30 protein-coding genes are annotated in these 16,300 nt (G+C 63.0%); all 30 read left to right on the plus strand.

Features of this window, described 5'->3' with window-relative positions:
• The 30 genes from tuf to AC1D29_RS08795 all read left to right on the plus strand — a co-directional run bounded on the left by tuf (nucleotide 1) and on the right by AC1D29_RS08795 (nucleotide 16,264).
• On the plus strand, nucleotides 1-1,191 hold the full coding sequence (gene tuf / locus AC1D29_RS08650) for an elongation factor Tu (protein WP_477896231.1): 1,191 nt from the start codon (nucleotides 1-3) through the stop codon (nucleotides 1,189-1,191).
• A gap of 64 nt (nucleotides 1,192-1,255) precedes the next feature.
• Nucleotides 1,256-1,567 (plus strand): 30S ribosomal protein S10, encoded by a 312-nt coding sequence (rpsJ, locus tag AC1D29_RS08655; protein ID WP_056194266.1) that lies wholly within the window; start codon nucleotides 1,256-1,258, stop codon nucleotides 1,565-1,567.
• Nucleotides 1,568-1,832: 265 nt separating this feature from the next.
• Nucleotides 1,833-2,504 (plus strand): 50S ribosomal protein L3, encoded by a 672-nt coding sequence (gene rplC, locus AC1D29_RS08660; protein WP_477896233.1) that lies wholly within the window; start codon nucleotides 1,833-1,835, stop codon nucleotides 2,502-2,504.
• Nucleotides 2,504-3,124: a 50S ribosomal protein L4 gene (gene rplD, locus AC1D29_RS08665; protein WP_477896235.1), complete on the plus strand. Its 621-nt coding sequence runs from the start codon at nucleotides 2,504-2,506 to the stop codon at nucleotides 3,122-3,124. The genes rplC and rplD overlap by 1 nt, the downstream gene beginning before the upstream one ends.
• Nucleotides 3,121-3,435, plus strand: a complete 315-nt coding sequence (gene rplW / locus AC1D29_RS08670) for a 50S ribosomal protein L23 (RefSeq protein ID WP_056194256.1) — start codon at nucleotides 3,121-3,123, stop codon at nucleotides 3,433-3,435. Before rplD ends, rplW begins: the two co-directional genes overlap by 4 nt.
• Nucleotides 3,436-4,260 carry a 50S ribosomal protein L2 gene (rplB, locus tag AC1D29_RS08675; RefSeq protein ID WP_477896237.1) on the plus strand — a complete coding sequence of 275 codons (825 nt, stop codon included), beginning with the start codon at nucleotides 3,436-3,438 and terminating at the stop codon, nucleotides 4,258-4,260.
• A 10-nt stretch (nucleotides 4,261-4,270) separates the two neighbouring features.
• Nucleotides 4,271-4,549 carry a 30S ribosomal protein S19 gene (rpsS, locus tag AC1D29_RS08680; RefSeq protein ID WP_056877737.1) on the plus strand — a complete coding sequence of 93 codons (279 nt, stop codon included), beginning with the start codon at nucleotides 4,271-4,273 and terminating at the stop codon, nucleotides 4,547-4,549.
• 11 nt (nucleotides 4,550-4,560) lie between these two features.
• Nucleotides 4,561-4,890, plus strand: coding sequence for a 50S ribosomal protein L22 (gene rplV / locus AC1D29_RS08685; RefSeq protein WP_057297242.1), 330 nt, complete (start codon nucleotides 4,561-4,563; stop codon nucleotides 4,888-4,890).
• A 15-nt stretch (nucleotides 4,891-4,905) separates the two neighbouring features.
• On the plus strand, nucleotides 4,906-5,766 hold the full coding sequence (gene rpsC / locus AC1D29_RS08690) for a 30S ribosomal protein S3 (RefSeq protein WP_477896240.1): 861 nt from the start codon (nucleotides 4,906-4,908) through the stop codon (nucleotides 5,764-5,766).
• Nucleotides 5,767-5,768: 2 nt separating this feature from the next.
• Nucleotides 5,769-6,185 carry a 50S ribosomal protein L16 gene (rplP, locus tag AC1D29_RS08695; protein ID WP_477896242.1) on the plus strand — a complete coding sequence of 139 codons (417 nt, stop codon included), beginning with the start codon at nucleotides 5,769-5,771 and terminating at the stop codon, nucleotides 6,183-6,185.
• A gap of 14 nt (nucleotides 6,186-6,199) precedes the next feature.
• On the plus strand, nucleotides 6,200-6,400 hold the full coding sequence (gene rpmC, locus AC1D29_RS08700) for a 50S ribosomal protein L29 (RefSeq protein ID WP_477896244.1): 201 nt from the start codon (nucleotides 6,200-6,202) through the stop codon (nucleotides 6,398-6,400).
• Nucleotides 6,397-6,672, plus strand: coding sequence for a 30S ribosomal protein S17 (rpsQ, locus tag AC1D29_RS08705; protein WP_057297239.1), 276 nt, complete (start codon nucleotides 6,397-6,399; stop codon nucleotides 6,670-6,672). The genes rpmC and rpsQ overlap by 4 nt, the downstream gene beginning before the upstream one ends.
• A gap of 93 nt (nucleotides 6,673-6,765) precedes the next feature.
• Entirely contained in the window at nucleotides 6,766-7,275 is a 510-nt protein-coding gene (locus AC1D29_RS08710) for a redoxin family protein (protein WP_477896246.1), read from the plus strand.
• 261 nt (nucleotides 7,276-7,536) lie between these two features.
• The gene (gene rplN, locus AC1D29_RS08715) at nucleotides 7,537-7,905 is read left to right on the plus strand and encodes a 50S ribosomal protein L14 (protein WP_056194233.1); all 369 of its coding nucleotides are present in this window, start codon (nucleotides 7,537-7,539) and stop codon (nucleotides 7,903-7,905) included.
• A 23-nt stretch (nucleotides 7,906-7,928) separates the two neighbouring features.
• Entirely contained in the window at nucleotides 7,929-8,243 is a 315-nt protein-coding gene (rplX, locus tag AC1D29_RS08720; RefSeq protein WP_056264780.1) for a 50S ribosomal protein L24, read from the plus strand.
• A gap of 10 nt (nucleotides 8,244-8,253) precedes the next feature.
• Nucleotides 8,254-8,793, plus strand: a complete 540-nt coding sequence (gene rplE, locus AC1D29_RS08725) for a 50S ribosomal protein L5 (RefSeq protein ID WP_439467387.1) — start codon at nucleotides 8,254-8,256, stop codon at nucleotides 8,791-8,793.
• An 8-nt stretch (nucleotides 8,794-8,801) separates the two neighbouring features.
• Nucleotides 8,802-9,107, plus strand: a complete 306-nt coding sequence (gene rpsN, locus AC1D29_RS08730; RefSeq protein ID WP_477896250.1) for a 30S ribosomal protein S14 — start codon at nucleotides 8,802-8,804, stop codon at nucleotides 9,105-9,107.
• Nucleotides 9,108-9,130: 23 nt separating this feature from the next.
• Nucleotides 9,131-9,526 carry a 30S ribosomal protein S8 gene (gene rpsH, locus AC1D29_RS08735; RefSeq protein WP_477896252.1) on the plus strand — a complete coding sequence of 132 codons (396 nt, stop codon included), beginning with the start codon at nucleotides 9,131-9,133 and terminating at the stop codon, nucleotides 9,524-9,526.
• 18 nt (nucleotides 9,527-9,544) lie between these two features.
• Nucleotides 9,545-10,078: a 50S ribosomal protein L6 gene (gene rplF, locus AC1D29_RS08740; protein WP_477896254.1), complete on the plus strand. Its 534-nt coding sequence runs from the start codon at nucleotides 9,545-9,547 to the stop codon at nucleotides 10,076-10,078.
• Nucleotides 10,079-10,089: 11 nt separating this feature from the next.
• Nucleotides 10,090-10,455, plus strand: a complete 366-nt coding sequence (gene rplR, locus AC1D29_RS08745; protein WP_477896256.1) for a 50S ribosomal protein L18 — start codon at nucleotides 10,090-10,092, stop codon at nucleotides 10,453-10,455.
• 18 nt (nucleotides 10,456-10,473) lie between these two features.
• On the plus strand, nucleotides 10,474-10,992 hold the full coding sequence (rpsE, locus tag AC1D29_RS08750; RefSeq protein WP_422009895.1) for a 30S ribosomal protein S5: 519 nt from the start codon (nucleotides 10,474-10,476) through the stop codon (nucleotides 10,990-10,992).
• Between the two features lie 20 nt (nucleotides 10,993-11,012).
• The gene (rpmD, locus tag AC1D29_RS08755; RefSeq protein WP_056194210.1) at nucleotides 11,013-11,195 is read left to right on the plus strand and encodes a 50S ribosomal protein L30; all 183 of its coding nucleotides are present in this window, start codon (nucleotides 11,013-11,015) and stop codon (nucleotides 11,193-11,195) included.
• Nucleotides 11,196-11,221: 26 nt separating this feature from the next.
• Nucleotides 11,222-11,653: a 50S ribosomal protein L15 gene (gene rplO, locus AC1D29_RS08760; protein WP_477896259.1), complete on the plus strand. Its 432-nt coding sequence runs from the start codon at nucleotides 11,222-11,224 to the stop codon at nucleotides 11,651-11,653.
• A 27-nt stretch (nucleotides 11,654-11,680) separates the two neighbouring features.
• Entirely contained in the window at nucleotides 11,681-12,991 is a 1,311-nt protein-coding gene (secY, locus tag AC1D29_RS08765; RefSeq protein WP_477896261.1) for a preprotein translocase subunit SecY, read from the plus strand.
• A gap of 52 nt (nucleotides 12,992-13,043) precedes the next feature.
• The gene (infA, locus tag AC1D29_RS08770; RefSeq protein ID WP_114403589.1) at nucleotides 13,044-13,262 is read left to right on the plus strand and encodes a translation initiation factor IF-1; all 219 of its coding nucleotides are present in this window, start codon (nucleotides 13,044-13,046) and stop codon (nucleotides 13,260-13,262) included.
• Between the two features lie 58 nt (nucleotides 13,263-13,320).
• Nucleotides 13,321-13,434, plus strand: coding sequence for a 50S ribosomal protein L36 (rpmJ, locus tag AC1D29_RS08775; RefSeq protein WP_056194202.1), 114 nt, complete (start codon nucleotides 13,321-13,323; stop codon nucleotides 13,432-13,434).
• 36 nt (nucleotides 13,435-13,470) lie between these two features.
• On the plus strand, nucleotides 13,471-13,836 hold the full coding sequence (rpsM, locus tag AC1D29_RS08780) for a 30S ribosomal protein S13 (protein WP_477896263.1): 366 nt from the start codon (nucleotides 13,471-13,473) through the stop codon (nucleotides 13,834-13,836).
• 29 nt (nucleotides 13,837-13,865) lie between these two features.
• A complete protein-coding gene (gene rpsK / locus AC1D29_RS08785; RefSeq protein WP_056194196.1) occupies nucleotides 13,866-14,270 on the plus strand; it encodes a 30S ribosomal protein S11 in 405 nt (134 codons plus the stop codon).
• 231 nt (nucleotides 14,271-14,501) lie between these two features.
• Nucleotides 14,502-15,125, plus strand: coding sequence for a 30S ribosomal protein S4 (rpsD, locus tag AC1D29_RS08790; RefSeq protein ID WP_477896265.1), 624 nt, complete (start codon nucleotides 14,502-14,504; stop codon nucleotides 15,123-15,125).
• A 149-nt stretch (nucleotides 15,126-15,274) separates the two neighbouring features.
• Nucleotides 15,275-16,264, plus strand: a complete 990-nt coding sequence (locus AC1D29_RS08795) for a DNA-directed RNA polymerase subunit alpha (RefSeq protein WP_056264815.1) — start codon at nucleotides 15,275-15,277, stop codon at nucleotides 16,262-16,264.
• Nucleotides 16,265-16,300: the final 36 nt, after the last annotated feature.

The following is a 16,300-nucleotide window of genomic DNA, read 5'->3' on the forward strand; positions in this document are numbered from 1 at the left end:
ATGGCAAAAGGCAAGTTTGAACGGACCAAGCCGCACGTGAACGTGGGCACGATTGGCCACGTTGACCATGGCAAGACGACGCTGACGGCAGCGATCGCGACGGTGCTGTCCAAGAAGTTCGGCGGCGAGGCCAAGGCCTACGACCAGATCGACGCAGCGCCCGAAGAAAAGGCCCGCGGCATCACGATCAACACCGCCCACGTCGAGTACGAGACGGCCAACCGCCACTACGCGCACGTTGACTGCCCCGGCCACGCCGACTACGTCAAGAACATGATCACCGGTGCCGCCCAGATGGACGGCGCCATCCTGGTGTGCTCGGCCGCTGACGGCCCGATGCCCCAGACCCGCGAGCACATCCTGCTGGCTCGYCAGGTCGGCGTGAAGTACATCATCGTCTTCCTGAACAAGTGCGACATGGTCGACGACGCCGAGCTGCTCGAGCTGGTCGAAATGGAAGTGCGYGARCTGCTGTCCAAGTACGACTTCCCCGGCGACGACACCCCCATCGTCAAGGGCTCGGCCAAGCTGGCSCTGGAAGGCGACACGGGCGAYCTGGGCGAGCAAGCCATCATGCGCCTGGCYGACGCGCTGGACACCTACATCCCCCAGCCTGAGCGCGCCGTGGACGGCTCGTTCCTGATGCCGGTGGAAGACGTGTTCTCGATCTCGGGCCGCGGCACCGTCGTGACCGGTCGCGTCGAGCGCGGCGTGATCAAGGTCGGCGAAGAAGTCGAAATCGTCGGCATCCGCGACGTGCAAAAGACCACCGTCACCGGCGTGGAAATGTTCCGCAAGCTGCTGGACCAAGGTCAAGCGGGCGACAACTGCGGCATCCTGCTGCGCGGCACCAAGCGTGAAGACGTCGAGCGCGGCCAAGTGCTGGCCAAGCCCGGCACGATCAAGCCGCACACCCACTTCACGGCAGAAATCTACGTTCTGTCCAAGGAAGAGGGCGGCCGCCACACGCCGTTCTTCAACAACTACCGTCCCCAGTTCTACTTCCGCACGACGGACGTGACCGGTGCCGTGGAGCTGCCCAAGGACAAGGAAATGGTCATGCCCGGCGACAACGTCGGCATCACCGTGAAGCTGATTGCGCCGATCGCCATGGAGACGGGCCTGCGCTTCGCCATCCGTGAAGGCGGCCGCACCGTCGGCTCGGGCGTCGTCGCAACGATCATTGCCTAACCACTGCGTGACGTGCCGGGTGGCCCTGTCGCCCGGCGCTCTCCCCGCTCTTTAAGGAACCGTCATGCAAAAGCAAAAGATCCGCATCCGCCTGAAGGCGTTTGACTACAAGCTGATCGACCAGTCGGCCCTCGAAATCGTCGAGACCGCCAAGCGCACCGGCGCCATCGTCAAGGGCCCCGTGCCCCTGCCGACGCGCATGGAGCGTTTCGACATCCTGCGCTCGCCGCACGTCAACAAGACCAGCCGCGACCAGTTCGAGATCCGCACCCACCAGCGCCTGATGGACATCGTCGACCCGACCGACAAGACGGTTGACGCGCTGATGAAGCTCGACCTGCCTGCGGGCGTCGACGTCGAAATCAAGCTGCAGTAATTCGCCGGCTTCAGTGCCCGCGACCCCAAGGCCCCGGCCCTGTCTTGACAGGCCGGGGCCTTGTCTTTTGGACTGCTGCTGCCCAGAGGCTTGCATCAGGACAATCCCTCGCGCTATACTCGCCAGCTTTCCTGGGTTGGCCTATGCCTGCCCCGGAGGTTCGCGTGGCGATTCGCAAGCGTCGTCACACAAGTCAGCCCGGCCAATCGATGTCGGGTGTTCGCAATAGCTTCGGCAGCGTCAGCGGTCGGGGCTGGAGAAAAACATGAGTCTGAGCAACCGTCTCGGTTTGCTGGGCCGCAAGGTGGGCATGATGCGCATCTTCACGGACGATGGCGATGCCATCCCTGTGACGGTGCTGGACGTGTCCAACAACCGCGTGACCCAGGTCAAGACCGAACAGACCGACGGCTACAGCGCCATTCAAGTGGCGTTCGGTACGCGCAAAGCATCGCGCGTGACCAAGCCCGAAGCTGGCCACCTCGCCAAGGCAGGTGTCGAAGCAGGTCGAATCCTCAAGGAATTCCGCGTCGAAGCCGACGTCGCAGCCCAGTACCAAGCTGGCGCGACCGTGCCGGTGACGTTGTTCGCCGCCGGCCAGCTGGTCGACGTGCAGGGCACGTCCATCGGCAAGGGCTTCGCAGGCACCATCAAGCGCCACAACTTCAGCTCGCAGCGCGCGTCGCACGGTAACAGCCGTTCGCACAACGTGCCGGGCTCGATCTCGATGGCGCAGGACCCGGGCCGTGTGTTCCCGGGCAAGAAGATGACCGGCCACATGGGCGACGAAACCTGCACCACGCAGAACCTGGACATCGTGCGCGTTGACGAAGCTCGTCAACTGCTGCTGGTCCGCGGTGCGGTGCCGGGTTCCAAGAACGGCCACGTCGTCGTTCGTCCCGCCGTCAAGGTCAAAGTCAAGAAGGGAGCCAACTGATGCAGCTCGAGCTCCTGAACGAGCAGGGTCAGGCCACCGCCAAGGTGGACGCGCCTGACACCGTCTTCGCTCGCGACTACAACGAAGCCCTGGTGCACCAGGTGGTCGTGGCCTTCCAGGCCAACGCCCGCCAAGGCACCCGTGCCCAGAAGGACCGTGAACAGGTCCATCACTCGACCAAGAAGCCTTTCCGCCAGAAGGGCACCGGCCGCGCTCGCGCCGGTATGACCTCGTCGCCGCTGTGGCGCGGGGGCGGTCGCATCTTCCCGAACATGCCTGACGAGAACTTCTCGCACAAGCTGAACAAGAAGATGTACCGCGCCGGCATGGCTGCGATCCTGTCGCAGCTGGCCCGTGAAGGCCGCCTGGCCGTGGTGGACTCGATCTCGGTCGAAGCCCCCAAGACCAAGCTGTTGGCCGCCAAGTTCAAGGCCATGGGCCTGGACTCGGTGATGGTCATCTCCGACATCGTCGATGACAACCTGCTGCTGGCTTCGCGCAACCTGGCCAACGTGCTGGTCGTCGAGCCGCGCTACGCCGACCCGCTGTCCCTGGTCTTCTATAAGAAGATCCTGGTGACCAAGGCTGCGGTCGAGCAACTCAAGGAGATGCTGGCATGAGCGCCCCCAAGTATTCCGAAGGCCGTCTGGCCTCCGTGCTGCTCGCGCCCATCGTGTCCGAGAAGGCCACGCAAGTCGCCGAGAAGCACAACCAGGTCCTGTTCAAGGTCCTGCGCGACGCCACCAAGCCCGAGATCAAGGCCGCTGTTGAACTGATGTTCAAGGTCGAGGTCGAGTCGGTCAACGTCGTCCAGGTCAAGGGCAAGACGAAGCGCTTCGGTGGCCGTGCCGGCCGCCGTGACCACGTCAAGAAGGCCTACGTGGCCCTCAAGGCCGGTCAAGAGCTCAATTTCTCCGGGGAGGCCGCGTAAATGGCCATCGTCAAAGTCAAGCCTACCTCGCCCGGTCGCCGTGGCGTCGTCAAGGTGGTGCACAAGCACCTGCACAAGGGCGCGCCCCATGCAGCTTTGCTTGAGCCGCAAATCCAGAACTCGGGCCGTAACAACAACGGTCACATCACGATTCGCCACAAGGGCGGTGGTCACAAGCACCACTACCGCGTGGTCGACTTCAAGCGCAACAAGGACGGCATTCCGGCCAAGGTCGAGACCATCGAGTACGACCCGAACCGCACCGCCCACATCGCGCTGGTGGTGTATGCCGACGGCGAGCGCCGCTACGTGATCGCCCCGCGCGGTCTGGAAGTGGGCGCAACCCTGCTGAGCGGCGCCGAAGCCCCGATCAAGGCGGGCAACACGCTGCCGATCCGCAACATCCCGGTGGGTTCGACCATCCACTGCATCGAGCTGCTGCCCGGCAAGGGCGCCCAGATGATCCGTTCGGCCGGCGCTTCCGCTGTGCTGATGGCTCGTGAAGGCGTCTACGCCCAGGTGCGACTGCGCTCCGGCGAAGTTCGCCGCGTGCACATCGACTGCCGCGCCACCATCGGTGAAGTGAGCAACGAAGAGCACAGCCTGCGCCAGTACGGCAAGGCTGGCGCGATGCGCTGGAAGGGCATCCGCCCGACCGTTCGTGGTACCGCCATGAACCCGGTGGACCACCCGCACGGCGGCGGCGAAGGCCGCACCGGCGAGGGCCAGGCCCCTGTGTCGCCGTGGAACACCCTGACGAAGGGCTTCCGCACTCGCAACAACAAGCGCACGCAGACGTTCATCGTCTCGCGTCGCAAGAAGTAAGGGCTAGGCCATGACGCGTTCGCTGAAGAAAGGCCCCTTTGTTGACCACCACTTGCTGGCCAAGGTCGACAAGGCAGTTGCCATCAAAGACAAGAAGCCCATCAAGACCTGGTCGCGCCGCTCGACGATCCTGCCCGAGTTCATCGGTCTGACGATCGCCGTGCACAACGGCAAGCAACACGTGCCGGTCTATGTGTCTGACCAGATGGTCGGCCACAAGCTGGGTGAATTCGCACTGACCCGCACCTTCAAGGGCCACCCGGCCGACAAGAAGGCCGGGAAGAAGTAAGGATGCCAACGATGGAAACCAAAGCAATCGTTCGTGGCGTTCGCCTTTCGTGTGACAAGGGTCGCCTCGTGGCTGACCTGATCCGCGGCAAGAAGGTGGACCAAGCGCTGAACATCCTGGAATTCACCCAGAAGAAGGCGGCCCTGATCATCAAGAAGGCGCTGGAAAGCGCCATCGCCAACGCCGAGCACAACGACGGCGCTGACATCGATGAGCTCAAGGTCACCTCGATCTACGTCGAGCAAGGTGCCACGCTGAAGCGCTTCTCGGCCCGTGCAAAGGGTCGTGGCAATCGCATCAGCAAGCCCACTTGCCACATCTTCGTGGCCGTCGGCAACTAAGGCGTTAGGAAGAACATGGGACAGAAAATCCATCCGACCGGCTTCCGCCTGCCTGTCACCCGCAATTGGGCTTCGCGTTGGTACGCGAACAACCAGAACTTCGCCACGATGCTGGCCGAAGATCTGCAAGTTCGTGACTACCTGAAGACCAAGCTCAAGAATGCCGCCGTTTCGCGCATCCTGATCGAGCGCCCCGCCAAGAACGCCCGCATCACGATCTTCTCGGCACGTCCGGGCGTCGTTATCGGCAAGAAGGGCGAGGACATCGAAGCGCTGAAGGCTGAGCTGACCAAGCGTCTGGGCGTGCCCGTCGCCGTCAACATCGAAGAAGTGCGCAAGCCCGAAGTCGATGCTCAGCTGATCGCCGATTCGATCACCCAGCAGCTCGAGAAGCGCATCATGTTCCGCCGTGCGATGAAGCGCGCGATGCAGAACGCGATGCGTCTCGGTGCCCAGGGCATCAAGATCATGTCTGCCGGCCGTCTGAACGGTATCGAAATCGCTCGTACCGAGTGGTATCGCGAAGGTCGTGTGCCCCTGCACACCCTGAAGGCGGACATCGACTACGGCTTCTCCGAGGCCAAGACCACCTACGGCGTCATCGGCGTCAAGGTGTGGGTCTACCGCGGTGACCGTCTTGCCAATGGCGAGGCCCCGGTCATCAACACCCCCGCAGGCGCCGAAGACGATCGTCGCCCGCGCCGTAATGCGCGTCCGGGCGCTCCTGGTGGCCGTGGCCGCCCGGGTAGCGACCGTGGCCCGCGTGACGGAGCAGATCAGCCCGCTGCCGCCGCCCCCACGGGTGACGCAGCCAAGCCCGCCGCCAAGCGTGTGGTCCGCAAGGTCCCCGCCGCCGGTGAGGCCAAAGGAGAATAAACATGCTGCAACCCGCTCGTCGTAAATACCGCAAGGAGCAGAAGGGCCGCAACACTGGTGTTGCAACCCGTGGCGCCGCGGTGTCTTTCGGTGATTTCGGCCTCAAGGCCACCGAGCGCGGCCGTCTGACGGCCCGCCAGATCGAAGCGGCTCGCCGCGCGATCTCGCGCCACATCAAGCGCGGCGGTCGGATCTTCATCCGCGTGTTCCCGGACAAGCCCATCTCGCAAAAACCCGCCGAAGTTCGGATGGGTAACGGCAAGGGCAACCCGGAGTACTACGTGGCTGAAATTCAGCCCGGCAAGGTGATCTACGAGGTCAATGGCGTGCCGGAACTGCTGGCTCGTGAAGCGTTCACGCTGGCCGCTGCCAAGCTGCCGCTGCGTTGCACCTTCGTGGCCCGCCAGGTTGGCACCTGAACTGGAGGACACCCATGAAAGCATCTGAACTCCGCGCCAAGGACGTCGCTGCCCTCGAAAAGGAAGTGACCGACCTGCTCAAGGCCCACTTCGGCCTGCGCATGCAAAAGGCGACCCAGCAACTCACCAATCACACGGTGCTGGGCAACACCCGCCGCGACATCGCTCGCGCCAAGACCATCCTGGCCGAGAAGAAGAAGGAGGCCACGAAATGACTGAGGCCCAAGTCCAAGTGAAGAACACGCGCACCCTGGTGGGCCGCGTGGTCAGCGACAAGCGCGCCAAGACCGTCACGGTCCTGGTCGAGCGTCGCGCCAAGCACGAGCTCTACGGCAAGATCGTGGCCCGTTCCCGCAAGTACCACGCCCACGACGAAAAGGGCGAGTACAAGATGGGTGACGTCGTCGAGATCAGCGAAGGCCGTCCGATCTCCAAGACCAAGAGCTGGGTCGTGACCCGCCTGGTCGAGAAGGCCGAGATCGTCTAAAGACACCGGTCGCATGACCGCTGCACAAACCGGCGCGCTGGGCAACTGGCACGCCGGTTTTTTCACTTTCAAGAACCACCGAGGAGCGACACCATGATCAAAGTTGGCGACAAGCTGCCCGCAGGCAGCCTGCAGGAATTCATCGAAGTCGAGGGAGAGGGTTGCAGCCTGGGCCCCAACAGCTTCGACCTCGACAAGCTGACGGCCGCCAAGACCGTGGCCATCTTCGGCCTGCCCGGCGCGTACACGCCGACCTGCTCGGCCAAGCATGTGCCTGGCTACGTCGAAGCCGCCGAGGCGCTGAAAGCCGCCGGCGTCGACGAGATCTGGTGTGTGTCGGTCAACGATGCCTTCGTCATGGGCGCCTGGGGCCGGGATCAGAAGACGGCCGGCAAGGTGCGCATGATGGCCGACGGCAGCGCCCTGTTCGCACAGGCCACCGGCCTGACACTGGACCTGACCGCCAAGGGCATGGGCCTGCGCTCGCAGCGCTACTCGATGCTGGTCAAGGATGGCATCGTGCAGACGCTCAACGTCGAAGGCCCCGGCAAGTTCGAGGTCAGCGACGCGGCGACGATGCTCGCCCAAGCCAAGGCGGCCTGAGTTCTCGCCTGACCGAGTGGGCTGCTTGGCGGCCCGCTCGAACTTTCTCGCAAGAAGGCATTGACGGCCGATCAGTCGGCAATGCATAATGCGCAGCTTCGCCGAACGCCAGTGCACCTTGCTCCGCAAGTGCCCATGCTGGCTTCGGATCCGCCCTCAACCGTTGGGCAGCCCAGGCGCAACGCCTGAGCTGTTTGACTTACGGGCCCAAGACTGACCGACGCGCAGCTCGCTGCAACTCGGGGCAAGTTGGGGACAGACATGATTCAAATGCAATCGCGGCTTGATGTCGCGGATAACACTGGCGCGAAGTCCGTTCAGTGCATCAAGGTGCTGGGCGGCTCCAAGCGTCGCTATGCGCACATCGGCGACATCATCAAGGTCAGCATCAAAGAAGCTGCCCCGCGTGGTCGCGTGAAGAAGGGCGAGGTCTACAGCGCCGTGGTGGTTCGTACCGCCAAGGGCGTGCGCCGCCAAGACGGCTCGCTCGTCAAGTTCGACGGCAATGCCGCCGTGCTGCTCAACGCCAAGCTGGAGCCGATCGGCACCCGCATCTTCGGCCCGGTCACGCGCGAACTGCGCACCGAGCGCTTCATGAAGATCGTGTCGCTGGCGCCCGAGGTGCTTTGAGCCCCCACTGTCTGAGGTAAGCCATGAACAAGATTCGTACCGGCGACCAGGTCATTGTGCTGACCGGCCGCGACAAGGGTAAGCGCGGCACCGTGTCCGCCCGCACCGACGTTGACCACGTGGTCGTTGACGGCATCAATGTCGTCAAGAAGCACGTCAAGCCCAACCCCATGAAGGGCACCACCGGCGGCGTCGTCGACAAGACCATGCCCATCCATCAATCCAACGTGGCGATCTTCAACGCCGCCTCCGGCAAGGCCGATCGCGTGGGCGTCAAGCTCGTCGACGGCAAGCGGGTGCGCGTGTTCAAGTCGACCGGCGAAGAGATCAAGGCTTAAGAGGTCCCTCATGGCTCGTCTTCAAACGCATTACCGCGAAAAAATCGTGCCCGGCCTGGTCGAGAAGTTCGGCTACAAGTCGGTCATGGAGGTGCCTCGCATCACCAAGATCACGCTCAACATGGGCGTGAGCGAGGCCGTCGCCGACAAGAAGGTCATGGACCACGCCGTGGGCGACCTGACCAAGATCGCTGGCCAGAAGCCCGTGGTCACCAAGTCCAAGAAGGCCATCGCAGGCTTCAAGATCCGTGACAGCGTGCCGATCGGCGCAATGGTCACCCTGCGTGGCGTCCAGATGTATGAATTCCTGGACCGCTTCGTGACGATCGCTCTGCCCCGCGTGCGTGACTTCCGGGGTATCTCCGGTCGCTCGTTCGACGGCCGCGGCAACTACAACATCGGCGTCAAAGAACAGATCATCTTCCCCGAAATCGAATACGACAAGGTCGATGCTCTGCGTGGTCTGAACATCAGCATCACGACGACTGCCAAGACGGACGACGAAGCCAAGGCTCTCCTGGCTGCGTTCAAGTTCCCGTTCAAGAACTGAGGTGATCTGTGGCTAAAACTTCCATCAAGCAACGTGAACTGAAGCGCGAAGCACTCGTCGCCAAGTTCGCGAAGAAGTACGCAGAGCTGAAGGCCATCATCGACGACGGCAAGAAGTCGGATGAAGAGCGCTACGCCGCTCGCCTGGAGCTGCAGAAGCTGCCCCGCAACGCCTACCCGACCCGCCTGCGCAACCGCTGCGAGTTGACCGGTCGTCCGCGCGGCACGTTCCGCAAGTTCGGCCTGGCCCGTAACAAGATTCGTGAACTGGCCTTCAAGGGCGACATCCCCGGTGTCGTCAAGGCCAGCTGGTAATCGGCCGATAGGAGAAATCGCAAATGAGCATGAGTGATCCCATCGCCGATATGCTGACCCGGATTCGCAACGCGCAAATCGTTGAGAAGCCCAGTGTCGTCATGCCGTCGTCCAAGCTGAAAGTCGCGATCGCCAAAGTCCTGAAGGACGAAGGCTACATCGATGAATTCGCCGTCCGCGGCGACGCAGCCCGCCCCGAGCTGGAAATTTCGCTGAAGTACTACGCTGGCCGTCCGGTCATCGAACGTATCGAACGCGTCAGCCGCCCTGGCCTGCGTATCTACAAGGGCCGCCACGACATCCCTCAGGTCATGAATGGCCTGGGCGTCGCGATCGTCACGACTCCGCAAGGCGTCATGACCGACCGCAAGGCGCGCGCTGCCGGTATCGGCGGCGAAGTGCTCTGCTACGTCGCCTAAGCGAAGGAGAGACGAACAATGTCCCGCGTAGGAAAAATGCCGGTCGCCGTCCCGCAAGGCGTGGATGTGACCGTGTCCGCTGAGGCAATCAGCGTCAAGGGCTCGCTCGGCACGCTGGTGCGTCCGGCGAACAAGCTCGTCAGCGTCAAGAACGAAGCCGGCAAGCTGAACTTCGTCCCCGCCAACGAATCGGCCGAAGCCGATGCGATGAGCGGCACGATGCGCGCGCTGGTGGCCAACATGGTCAACGGCGTCAGCAAGGGCTTCGAGAAGAAGCTGAACCTGGTCGGTGTGGGTTTCCGCGCCCAGGCCCAGGGTCAGAAGCTCAACCTGCAGATCGGTTTCTCTCACCCCGTGGTGAAGGACATGCCGGCCGGCATCAAGGTCGAGTGCCCGACGCAGACCGAAATCATCATCAAGGGCGCTGACCGTCAGGTCGTCGGCCAGATCGCCGCCGAGGTGCGTGCCTTCCGTCCGCCCGAGCCCTACAAGGGCAAGGGCATCCGTTATTCGGATGAGAAGGTCTCCCTCAAAGAGACCAAGAAGAAGTAAGGAGCAGCGCCATGATGACCAAGAAAGAACAACGCCTGCGTCGTTCGCGCCAGACCCGCGCTCGCATTGCGATCCAGCGCGTGGCCCGTCTGACGGTGTTCCGCTCCAACCTGCACATCTACGCCCAAGTCGTGTCGGAAGACGGCGACAAGGTGCTGGCCGCTGCGTCCACCGCCGAGAAGTCGGTGCGCGAGCAGCTCGGCGCCGATGGCAAGGGTGGCAACGTCGCTGCCGCCACGCTGGTGGGCAAGCTGATCGCCGAAAAGGCCAAGGCTGCTGGCGTCGAGAAGGTCGCTTTCGACCGCTCGGGTTTCGCCTACCACGGCCGTGTCAAGGCACTGGCCGAGGCCGCTCGCGAAGCCGGCCTGCAGTTCTGACGCATCAAGGAATAAGAAATGGCAAAGTTTCAACCCCGCGCGCAGACCGAAGGCAATGACGACGGCCTGAAGGAAAAGATGATCGCGGTGAACCGCGTGACCAAGGTGGTGAAGGGCGGCCGTACGCTGTCCTTTGCAGCGCTGACCGTGGTCGGTGACGGCGATGGCCGCATCGGCATGGGCAAGGGCAAGGCCAAGGAAGTGCCGGTCGCCGTGCAGAAGGCCATGGAGTCGGCTCGCCGCAACATGGTCAAGGTCAGCCTGAAGAACGGCACCATCCACCACAACGTGGTGGGCGAGCACGGTGCGGCTCACGTCATCATGGCTCCGGCACCTGCCGGTACTGGCGTGATCGCCGGCGGCCCGATGCGCGCTGTCTTCGAAGTGATGGGCGTGACCGACATCGTGACCAAAAGCCACGGTTCGACCAACCCGTACAACATGGTCCGCGCCACGCTGGACGCTCTGAAGCGTTCGACGACGCCGGCCTCTGTCGCAGCCAAGCGCGGCAAGACGGTTGAAGAAATCTTCAACTGATCGCCACAGCGGAGCACAACATGTCTGACAAGAAAACCGTGACGGTCAAGCTGGTGCGTAGCCCCATCGGCTGCCGCGCCTCGCACCGCGCCACCGTGGTCGGCCTGGGTCTGCGTCGGCTGAACAGCCAAAGCACCCTGGAAGACACGCCCGCCGTGCGCGGCATGATCAACAAGATCGCCTATCTGGTGCAGGTGCTGTAAGCGCCGCGCACACCGAGGACAAGACGATGGAACTCAACACGATCAAGCCCGCAGAGGGCTCCAAGCATGCCAAGCGCCGTGTCGGCCGCGGCATCGGCTCGGGCCTGGGCAAGACCGCAGGTCGTGGCCACAAGGGCCAGAAGTCCCGCGCCGGTGGCTACCACAAGGTCGGCTTCGAAGGCGGCCAGATGCCGCTGCAGCGTCGCCTGCCCAAGCGTGGCTTCAAGTCGCTGACGCTGAAGTACAACGCCGAGATCACGCTGTCGGACCTGCAAGGTCTGGCCGGCGAAGAGATCGACGTGTCGACGCTGAAGGCCGTCGGCCTGGTGCCCCAGCTGGCCAAGTCGGTCAAGCTGATCCTGTCCGGCGCCATCGAGCGCAAGGTCACGCTGAAGGGCGTGAACGTCACGAAGGGCGCCAAGGCGGCCATCGAGGCGGCAGGCGGCTCGGTCGCTTAAATCCAGCGCACAAGGAACTGACTCAGCGTGGCTACCAACGCGAATCAGCTGGCCAAGAGCGGCAAGTTCGGCGACCTGCGTCGCCGGCTTGTGTTCTTGCTGCTGGCTCTGGTCGTGTACCGCATCGGGGCGCATATCCCCGTGCCCGGTATTGACCCGAACCAGCTCGCCCAATTCTTCAAGGGTCAGGCCGGTGGCATCCTGAGCCTGTTCAACATGTTCTCGGGCGGCGCGCTGTCGCGCTTCACCGTGTTCGCGTTGGGCATCACGCCGTACATCTCGGCTTCCATCGTCATCCAGCTGATGACCTACGTCGTGCCGACGCTGGAACAGCTGAAGAAGGAAGGCGAAGCGGGTCGTCGCAAGATCACCCAGTACACGCGCTACGGCACGCTGGGCCTGGCCTTGTTCCAGAGCCTGTCGATTGCGCTGGCACTGGAAGGCTCCGCAGGTCTGGTGATCAATCCGGGCTTCGGCTTCCGCCTGACCGCGGTGTCCAGCCTGGTGGCCGGCACGATGTTCCTGATGTGGCTGGGTGAGCAGATCACCGAGCGTGGTCTGGGCAACGGCATCTCCATCCTGATCTTCGGCGGTATCGCTGCGGGTCTGCCGGGTGCGATCGGTGGCCTGTTCGAACTGGTGCGTACCGGTGCGATGGGTTACGGCTCGGCGCTGGTCGTGATCTCGCTGGTCGTGCTGGTGACCTTCGCCGTCGTGTTCGTCGAACGTGGTCAGCGCAAGATCCTGGTGAACTACGCCAAGCGCCAGGTCGGCAACAAGGTCTACGGTGGCCAGTCGTCGCACCTGCCGCTGAAGCTGAACATGTCGGGCGTGATCCCGCCGATCTTCGCGTCGTCGATCATCCTGCTGCCGACGACGGTGGTGAGCTGGTTTGCGACCGGTGACGGCCTGCGCTGGTTGAAGGACCTGGCCGGCATGGTCAGCCCGGGCCAGCCGATCTATGTGTTGCTGTATGCGGCGGCCATCATCTTCTTCTGCTTCTTCTACACGGCGCTGGTGTTCAACAGCCGCGAGACCGCAGACAACCTGAAGAAGAGTGGCGCGTTCATCCCGGGCATTCGGCCGGGTGAGCAGACCGCCAAGCACATCGACAAGATCCTGTCGCGGCTGACGCTGGCTGGTGCGATCTACATCACGCTGGTCTGCCTGCTGCCCGAGTTCCTGACGCTGAAGTACAACGTTCCGTTCTACTTCGGTGGCACGTCCCTCTTGATCATCGTCGTCGTCACGATGGACTTCTGGGCCCAGGTGCAGAGCTACATCATGAGTCAGCAGTACGAATCACTGCTGAAGAAGGCCAGCTTCAAGCCCAATTGAGGGCCAAGCTGTACTAAGGAAATATTTGATTTAACCCACACGACACGTTGGCATGGCGAAAGACGACGTCATTCAGATGCAGGGTGAGATTGTTGAAAACTTGCCCAACGCAACGTTTCGTGTGAAGTTAGAAAACGGGCATGTCGTCCTCGGGCACATCTCCGGCAAGATGCGGATGCACTACATCCGTATCCTCCCCGGCGACAAAGTGACTGTGGAATTGACACCCTACGATTTGAGTCGTGCTCGCATCGTGTTCCGGGCGAAGTGAGCTGTTTGAACCCCCGGACGCGTGTGAGCGCAAAAGAAGTTAGGCCAAGGAGCAGACCATGAAAGTTTCGGCATCCGTGAAGCAGATGTGCCGCAATTGCAAGATCATCCGCCGCAAGGGCGTGGTGCGTGTGATCTGCACCGACCCGCGCCACAAGCAGCGCCAGGGCTGAGCCCCAGAGCACGCACGACAGGACTAGAGGACAACCATGGCACGTATTGCTGGTATCAACATTCCGCCGCAAAAGCACACTGAGATCGGTCTGACCTCGATCTACGGCATTGGCCGTACGACCGCCCAGAAGATCTGCACCACGTGCGGCATTCCGTTCGACAAGAAGGTCAAGGATCTGACCGACGGCGATCTCGAAAAGATCCGTGACGTCGTCAACCAGATGACCATCGAGGGCGATCTGCGCCGTGAGATGTCCATCAACATCAAGCGCCTGATGGACCTCGGCTGCTACCGCGGCTTCCGTCACCGCCGTGGCCTGCCGATGCGTGGTCAGCGTACCCGTACGAATGCCCGCACCCGCAAGGGTCCGCGCAAGTCGGCGGCGACCGGCAAGAAGTGATCGCTGCACCGAACTGAAAGAAGGTCAATATGGCAAAAGCACCCAATAATTCGGCTGCCCAGCGCGTCCGCAAGAAGGTCCGCAAGAACGTTGCCGACGGCATTGCGCACGTCCACGCCTCGTTCAACAACACCATCATCACCATCACCGACCGTCAAGGTGGCGCCCTGTCCTGGGCTTCGTCGGGTGGTCAAGGCTTCAAGGGCTCGCGCAAGTCGACCCCCTTCGCAGCCCAGGTGGCGGCTGAAGTGGCTGGCCGTGCAGCGCAAGAACAAGGCATCAAGAACCTCGACGTCAAGATCAAGGGCCCCGGCCCGGGTCGTGAGTCGTCGGTGCGTGCCCTGGCTGCCCTCGGCATCCGCATCAACTCGATCTCTGACGTGACGCCCGTGCCGCACAACGGCTGCCGTCCGCAGAAGCGCCGTCGCATCTAAGCTGGCTCGCCGCCAGTTGATGACAGGCCTATTGCAGAATCGGATGACGGTGCGATAATCGCGCGTTTTCCCGGAGCCGGCGGGCACTCATGTGCCGCGCCGGCTTCAGTCTTGAGTCCGCTTCATTTTGCGGCGGCTCACAAGCCCACCGTCCAAGCCCACAAAAACACCGGCTGGACTCGCGCCAGGCAGCGACGGCTGCAGGCGTCAGATTGAACAAGGACACGCAAAGTGGCACGTTACCTCGGCCCCAAGGGCAAACTTTCCCGCCGTGAAGGCACCGACCTGTACCTGAAGAGCGCCCGCCGCGCCATCAGCGACAAGGTCAAGTTCGACAGCAAGCCCGGCCAGCACGGCCGCACCTCTGGCCAGCGCACGTCCGATTTCGGTCTGCAGCTGCGTGAAAAGCAGAAGGTCAAGCGCATGTACGGCGTGCTGGAGCGTCAGTTCCGCCGCTACTTCGCCGAAGCCGAGCGCCGCAAGGGCTCGACCGGCGTGAACCTGCTGCAACTGCTGGAATCGCGCCTGGACAACGTCGTCTACCGCATGGGCTTCGGCTCCACCCGCGCAGAAGCCCGCCAGCTGGTTTCGCACAAGGGTGTGACGGTGAACGGCGAGGTCGTGAACATCGCTTCCTACTCGGTCAAGGCTGGTGACACCGTCGCCGTGCGCGACAAGGCCAAGAAGCAGCTGCGCGTCACCGAGTCGTTCAAGCTCGCCGACTCCATCGGCCTGCCGGCCTGGGTGACGGTCGACGGCACCAAGCTCGAAGGCGTGTTCAAGAAGGCTCCGGACCGCGACGAGTTCGGCGCCGAGATCAACGAATCGCTGATCGTCGAGTTGTACTCGCGTTAATGTTTTCCCCCGCCGATCACGCCCACTGCGGGCGCGGTCGGCGTTTCCTCGTCCGGGTTTCCGCCTCATCGGGGCCCTTCGAAGGCTCAACCCGGCTGGTCCTCAGCCTTATCGGTGTAACGAACCGAGGGTATTGAAAGAAAGACCTCATGCAAACCAACTTGCTCAAACCCAAGTCCATCAACGTGGAGCCCCTGGGCGGTCATCGCGCCAAGGTCACGCTGGAGCCGTTCGAACGCGGCTACGGTCACACCCTGGGCAACGCCCTGCGCCGTGTGCTGCTCTCGTCGATGGTGGGGTATGCGCCGACGGAAGTAACGATTGCCGGCGTGCTCCACGAGTACTCGGCCATCGACGGCGTGCAAGAGGACGTGGTTCACATCATGCTGAACCTCAAGGGCGTCGTCTTCCGCCTGCACAACCGTGAAGAAGTGACCCTCGTCCTGCGCAAGGAAGGCGAAGGCCCCGTCACCGCGGCCGACATCCAGACCCCGCACGACGTCGAGATCATCAATCCCGAGCACGTCATCGCCCACCTGTCGCAAGGCGGCAAGCTGGACATGCAGATCAAGGTCGAGAAGGGCCGTGGCTATGTGCCCGGCACGATGCGCCGCTTCGGCGACGAGCCGACCAAGAGCATCGGCCGCATCGTCCTCGACGCGTCGTTCGCACCGGTCAAGCGCGTCAGCTACGCCGTCGAGAACGCCCGCGTCGAGCAGCGCACCGACCTGGACAAGCTGGTCATGGAAATCGAGACCAACGGCGCCATCTCGCCCGAGGAAGCGATCCGTGCTTCGGCCAAGATCCTGGTCGAGCAGCTCGCCGTGTTCGCGCAGCTGCAGGGCACCGACCTGGTCGACGCCTTCGACCAGCCGGCCCAGCGCTCCAGCAGCTTCGACCCGATCCTGCTGCGCCCGGTCGACGAGCTCGAACTGACCGTGCGTTCGGCCAACTGCCTGAAGGCCGAAAACATCTACTACATCGGCGACCTGATCCAGCGCACCGAGACCGAGCTGCTGAAGACCCCCAACCTGGGTCGCAAGTCGCTCAACGAAATCAAGGAAGTGCTGGCTTCGCGCGGCCTGACTCTGGGCGCCCGCCTGGAAAACTGGCCGCCGCAAGGTCTGGACAAGCGCTGATCCAGCGCCGTGAATTGAAGGAATGGGTGGCGCGCT

The sequence above is a fragment of the Roseateles sp. P1_C6 genome, from assembly GCF_056406315.1.

Excerpts from the sequence above, each read along its gene's own strand:
- rpsJ (WP_056194266.1), top strand. The coding sequence starts at position 1,256 with ATGCAAAAGCAAAAGATCCGCATCCGCCTGAAGGCGTTTGACTACAAG.
- rplC (WP_477896233.1), top strand. The coding sequence starts at position 1,833 with ATGAGTCTGAGCAACCGTCTCGGTTTGCTGGGCCGCAAGGTGGGCATG.
- rplD (WP_477896235.1), top strand. The coding sequence starts at position 2,504 with ATGCAGCTCGAGCTCCTGAACGAGCAGGGTCAGGCCACCGCCAAGGTG.
- rplW (WP_056194256.1), top strand. The coding sequence starts at position 3,121 with ATGAGCGCCCCCAAGTATTCCGAAGGCCGTCTGGCCTCCGTGCTGCTC.
- rplB (WP_477896237.1), top strand. The coding sequence starts at position 3,436 with ATGGCCATCGTCAAAGTCAAGCCTACCTCGCCCGGTCGCCGTGGCGTC.
- rpsS (WP_056877737.1), top strand. The coding sequence starts at position 4,271 with ATGACGCGTTCGCTGAAGAAAGGCCCCTTTGTTGACCACCACTTGCTG.
- rplV (WP_057297242.1), top strand. The coding sequence starts at position 4,561 with ATGGAAACCAAAGCAATCGTTCGTGGCGTTCGCCTTTCGTGTGACAAG.
- rpsC (WP_477896240.1), top strand. The coding sequence starts at position 4,906 with ATGGGACAGAAAATCCATCCGACCGGCTTCCGCCTGCCTGTCACCCGC.
- rplP (WP_477896242.1), top strand. The coding sequence starts at position 5,769 with ATGCTGCAACCCGCTCGTCGTAAATACCGCAAGGAGCAGAAGGGCCGC.
- rpmC (WP_477896244.1), top strand. The coding sequence starts at position 6,200 with ATGAAAGCATCTGAACTCCGCGCCAAGGACGTCGCTGCCCTCGAAAAG.
- rpsQ (WP_057297239.1), top strand. The coding sequence starts at position 6,397 with ATGACTGAGGCCCAAGTCCAAGTGAAGAACACGCGCACCCTGGTGGGC.
- AC1D29_RS08710 (WP_477896246.1), top strand. The coding sequence starts at position 6,766 with ATGATCAAAGTTGGCGACAAGCTGCCCGCAGGCAGCCTGCAGGAATTC.
- rplN (WP_056194233.1), top strand. The coding sequence starts at position 7,537 with ATGATTCAAATGCAATCGCGGCTTGATGTCGCGGATAACACTGGCGCG.
- rplX (WP_056264780.1), top strand. The coding sequence starts at position 7,929 with ATGAACAAGATTCGTACCGGCGACCAGGTCATTGTGCTGACCGGCCGC.
- rplE (WP_439467387.1), top strand. The coding sequence starts at position 8,254 with ATGGCTCGTCTTCAAACGCATTACCGCGAAAAAATCGTGCCCGGCCTG.
- rpsH (WP_477896252.1), top strand. The coding sequence starts at position 9,131 with ATGAGCATGAGTGATCCCATCGCCGATATGCTGACCCGGATTCGCAAC.
- rplF (WP_477896254.1), top strand. The coding sequence starts at position 9,545 with ATGTCCCGCGTAGGAAAAATGCCGGTCGCCGTCCCGCAAGGCGTGGAT.
- rplR (WP_477896256.1), top strand. The coding sequence starts at position 10,090 with ATGATGACCAAGAAAGAACAACGCCTGCGTCGTTCGCGCCAGACCCGC.
- rpsE (WP_422009895.1), top strand. The coding sequence starts at position 10,474 with ATGGCAAAGTTTCAACCCCGCGCGCAGACCGAAGGCAATGACGACGGC.
- rpmD (WP_056194210.1), top strand. The coding sequence starts at position 11,013 with ATGTCTGACAAGAAAACCGTGACGGTCAAGCTGGTGCGTAGCCCCATC.
- rplO (WP_477896259.1), top strand. The coding sequence starts at position 11,222 with ATGGAACTCAACACGATCAAGCCCGCAGAGGGCTCCAAGCATGCCAAG.
- infA (WP_114403589.1), top strand. The coding sequence starts at position 13,044 with ATGGCGAAAGACGACGTCATTCAGATGCAGGGTGAGATTGTTGAAAAC.
- rpmJ (WP_056194202.1), top strand. The coding sequence starts at position 13,321 with ATGAAAGTTTCGGCATCCGTGAAGCAGATGTGCCGCAATTGCAAGATC.
- rpsM (WP_477896263.1), top strand. The coding sequence starts at position 13,471 with ATGGCACGTATTGCTGGTATCAACATTCCGCCGCAAAAGCACACTGAG.
- rpsK (WP_056194196.1), top strand. The coding sequence starts at position 13,866 with ATGGCAAAAGCACCCAATAATTCGGCTGCCCAGCGCGTCCGCAAGAAG.
- AC1D29_RS08795 (WP_056264815.1), top strand. The coding sequence starts at position 15,275 with ATGCAAACCAACTTGCTCAAACCCAAGTCCATCAACGTGGAGCCCCTG.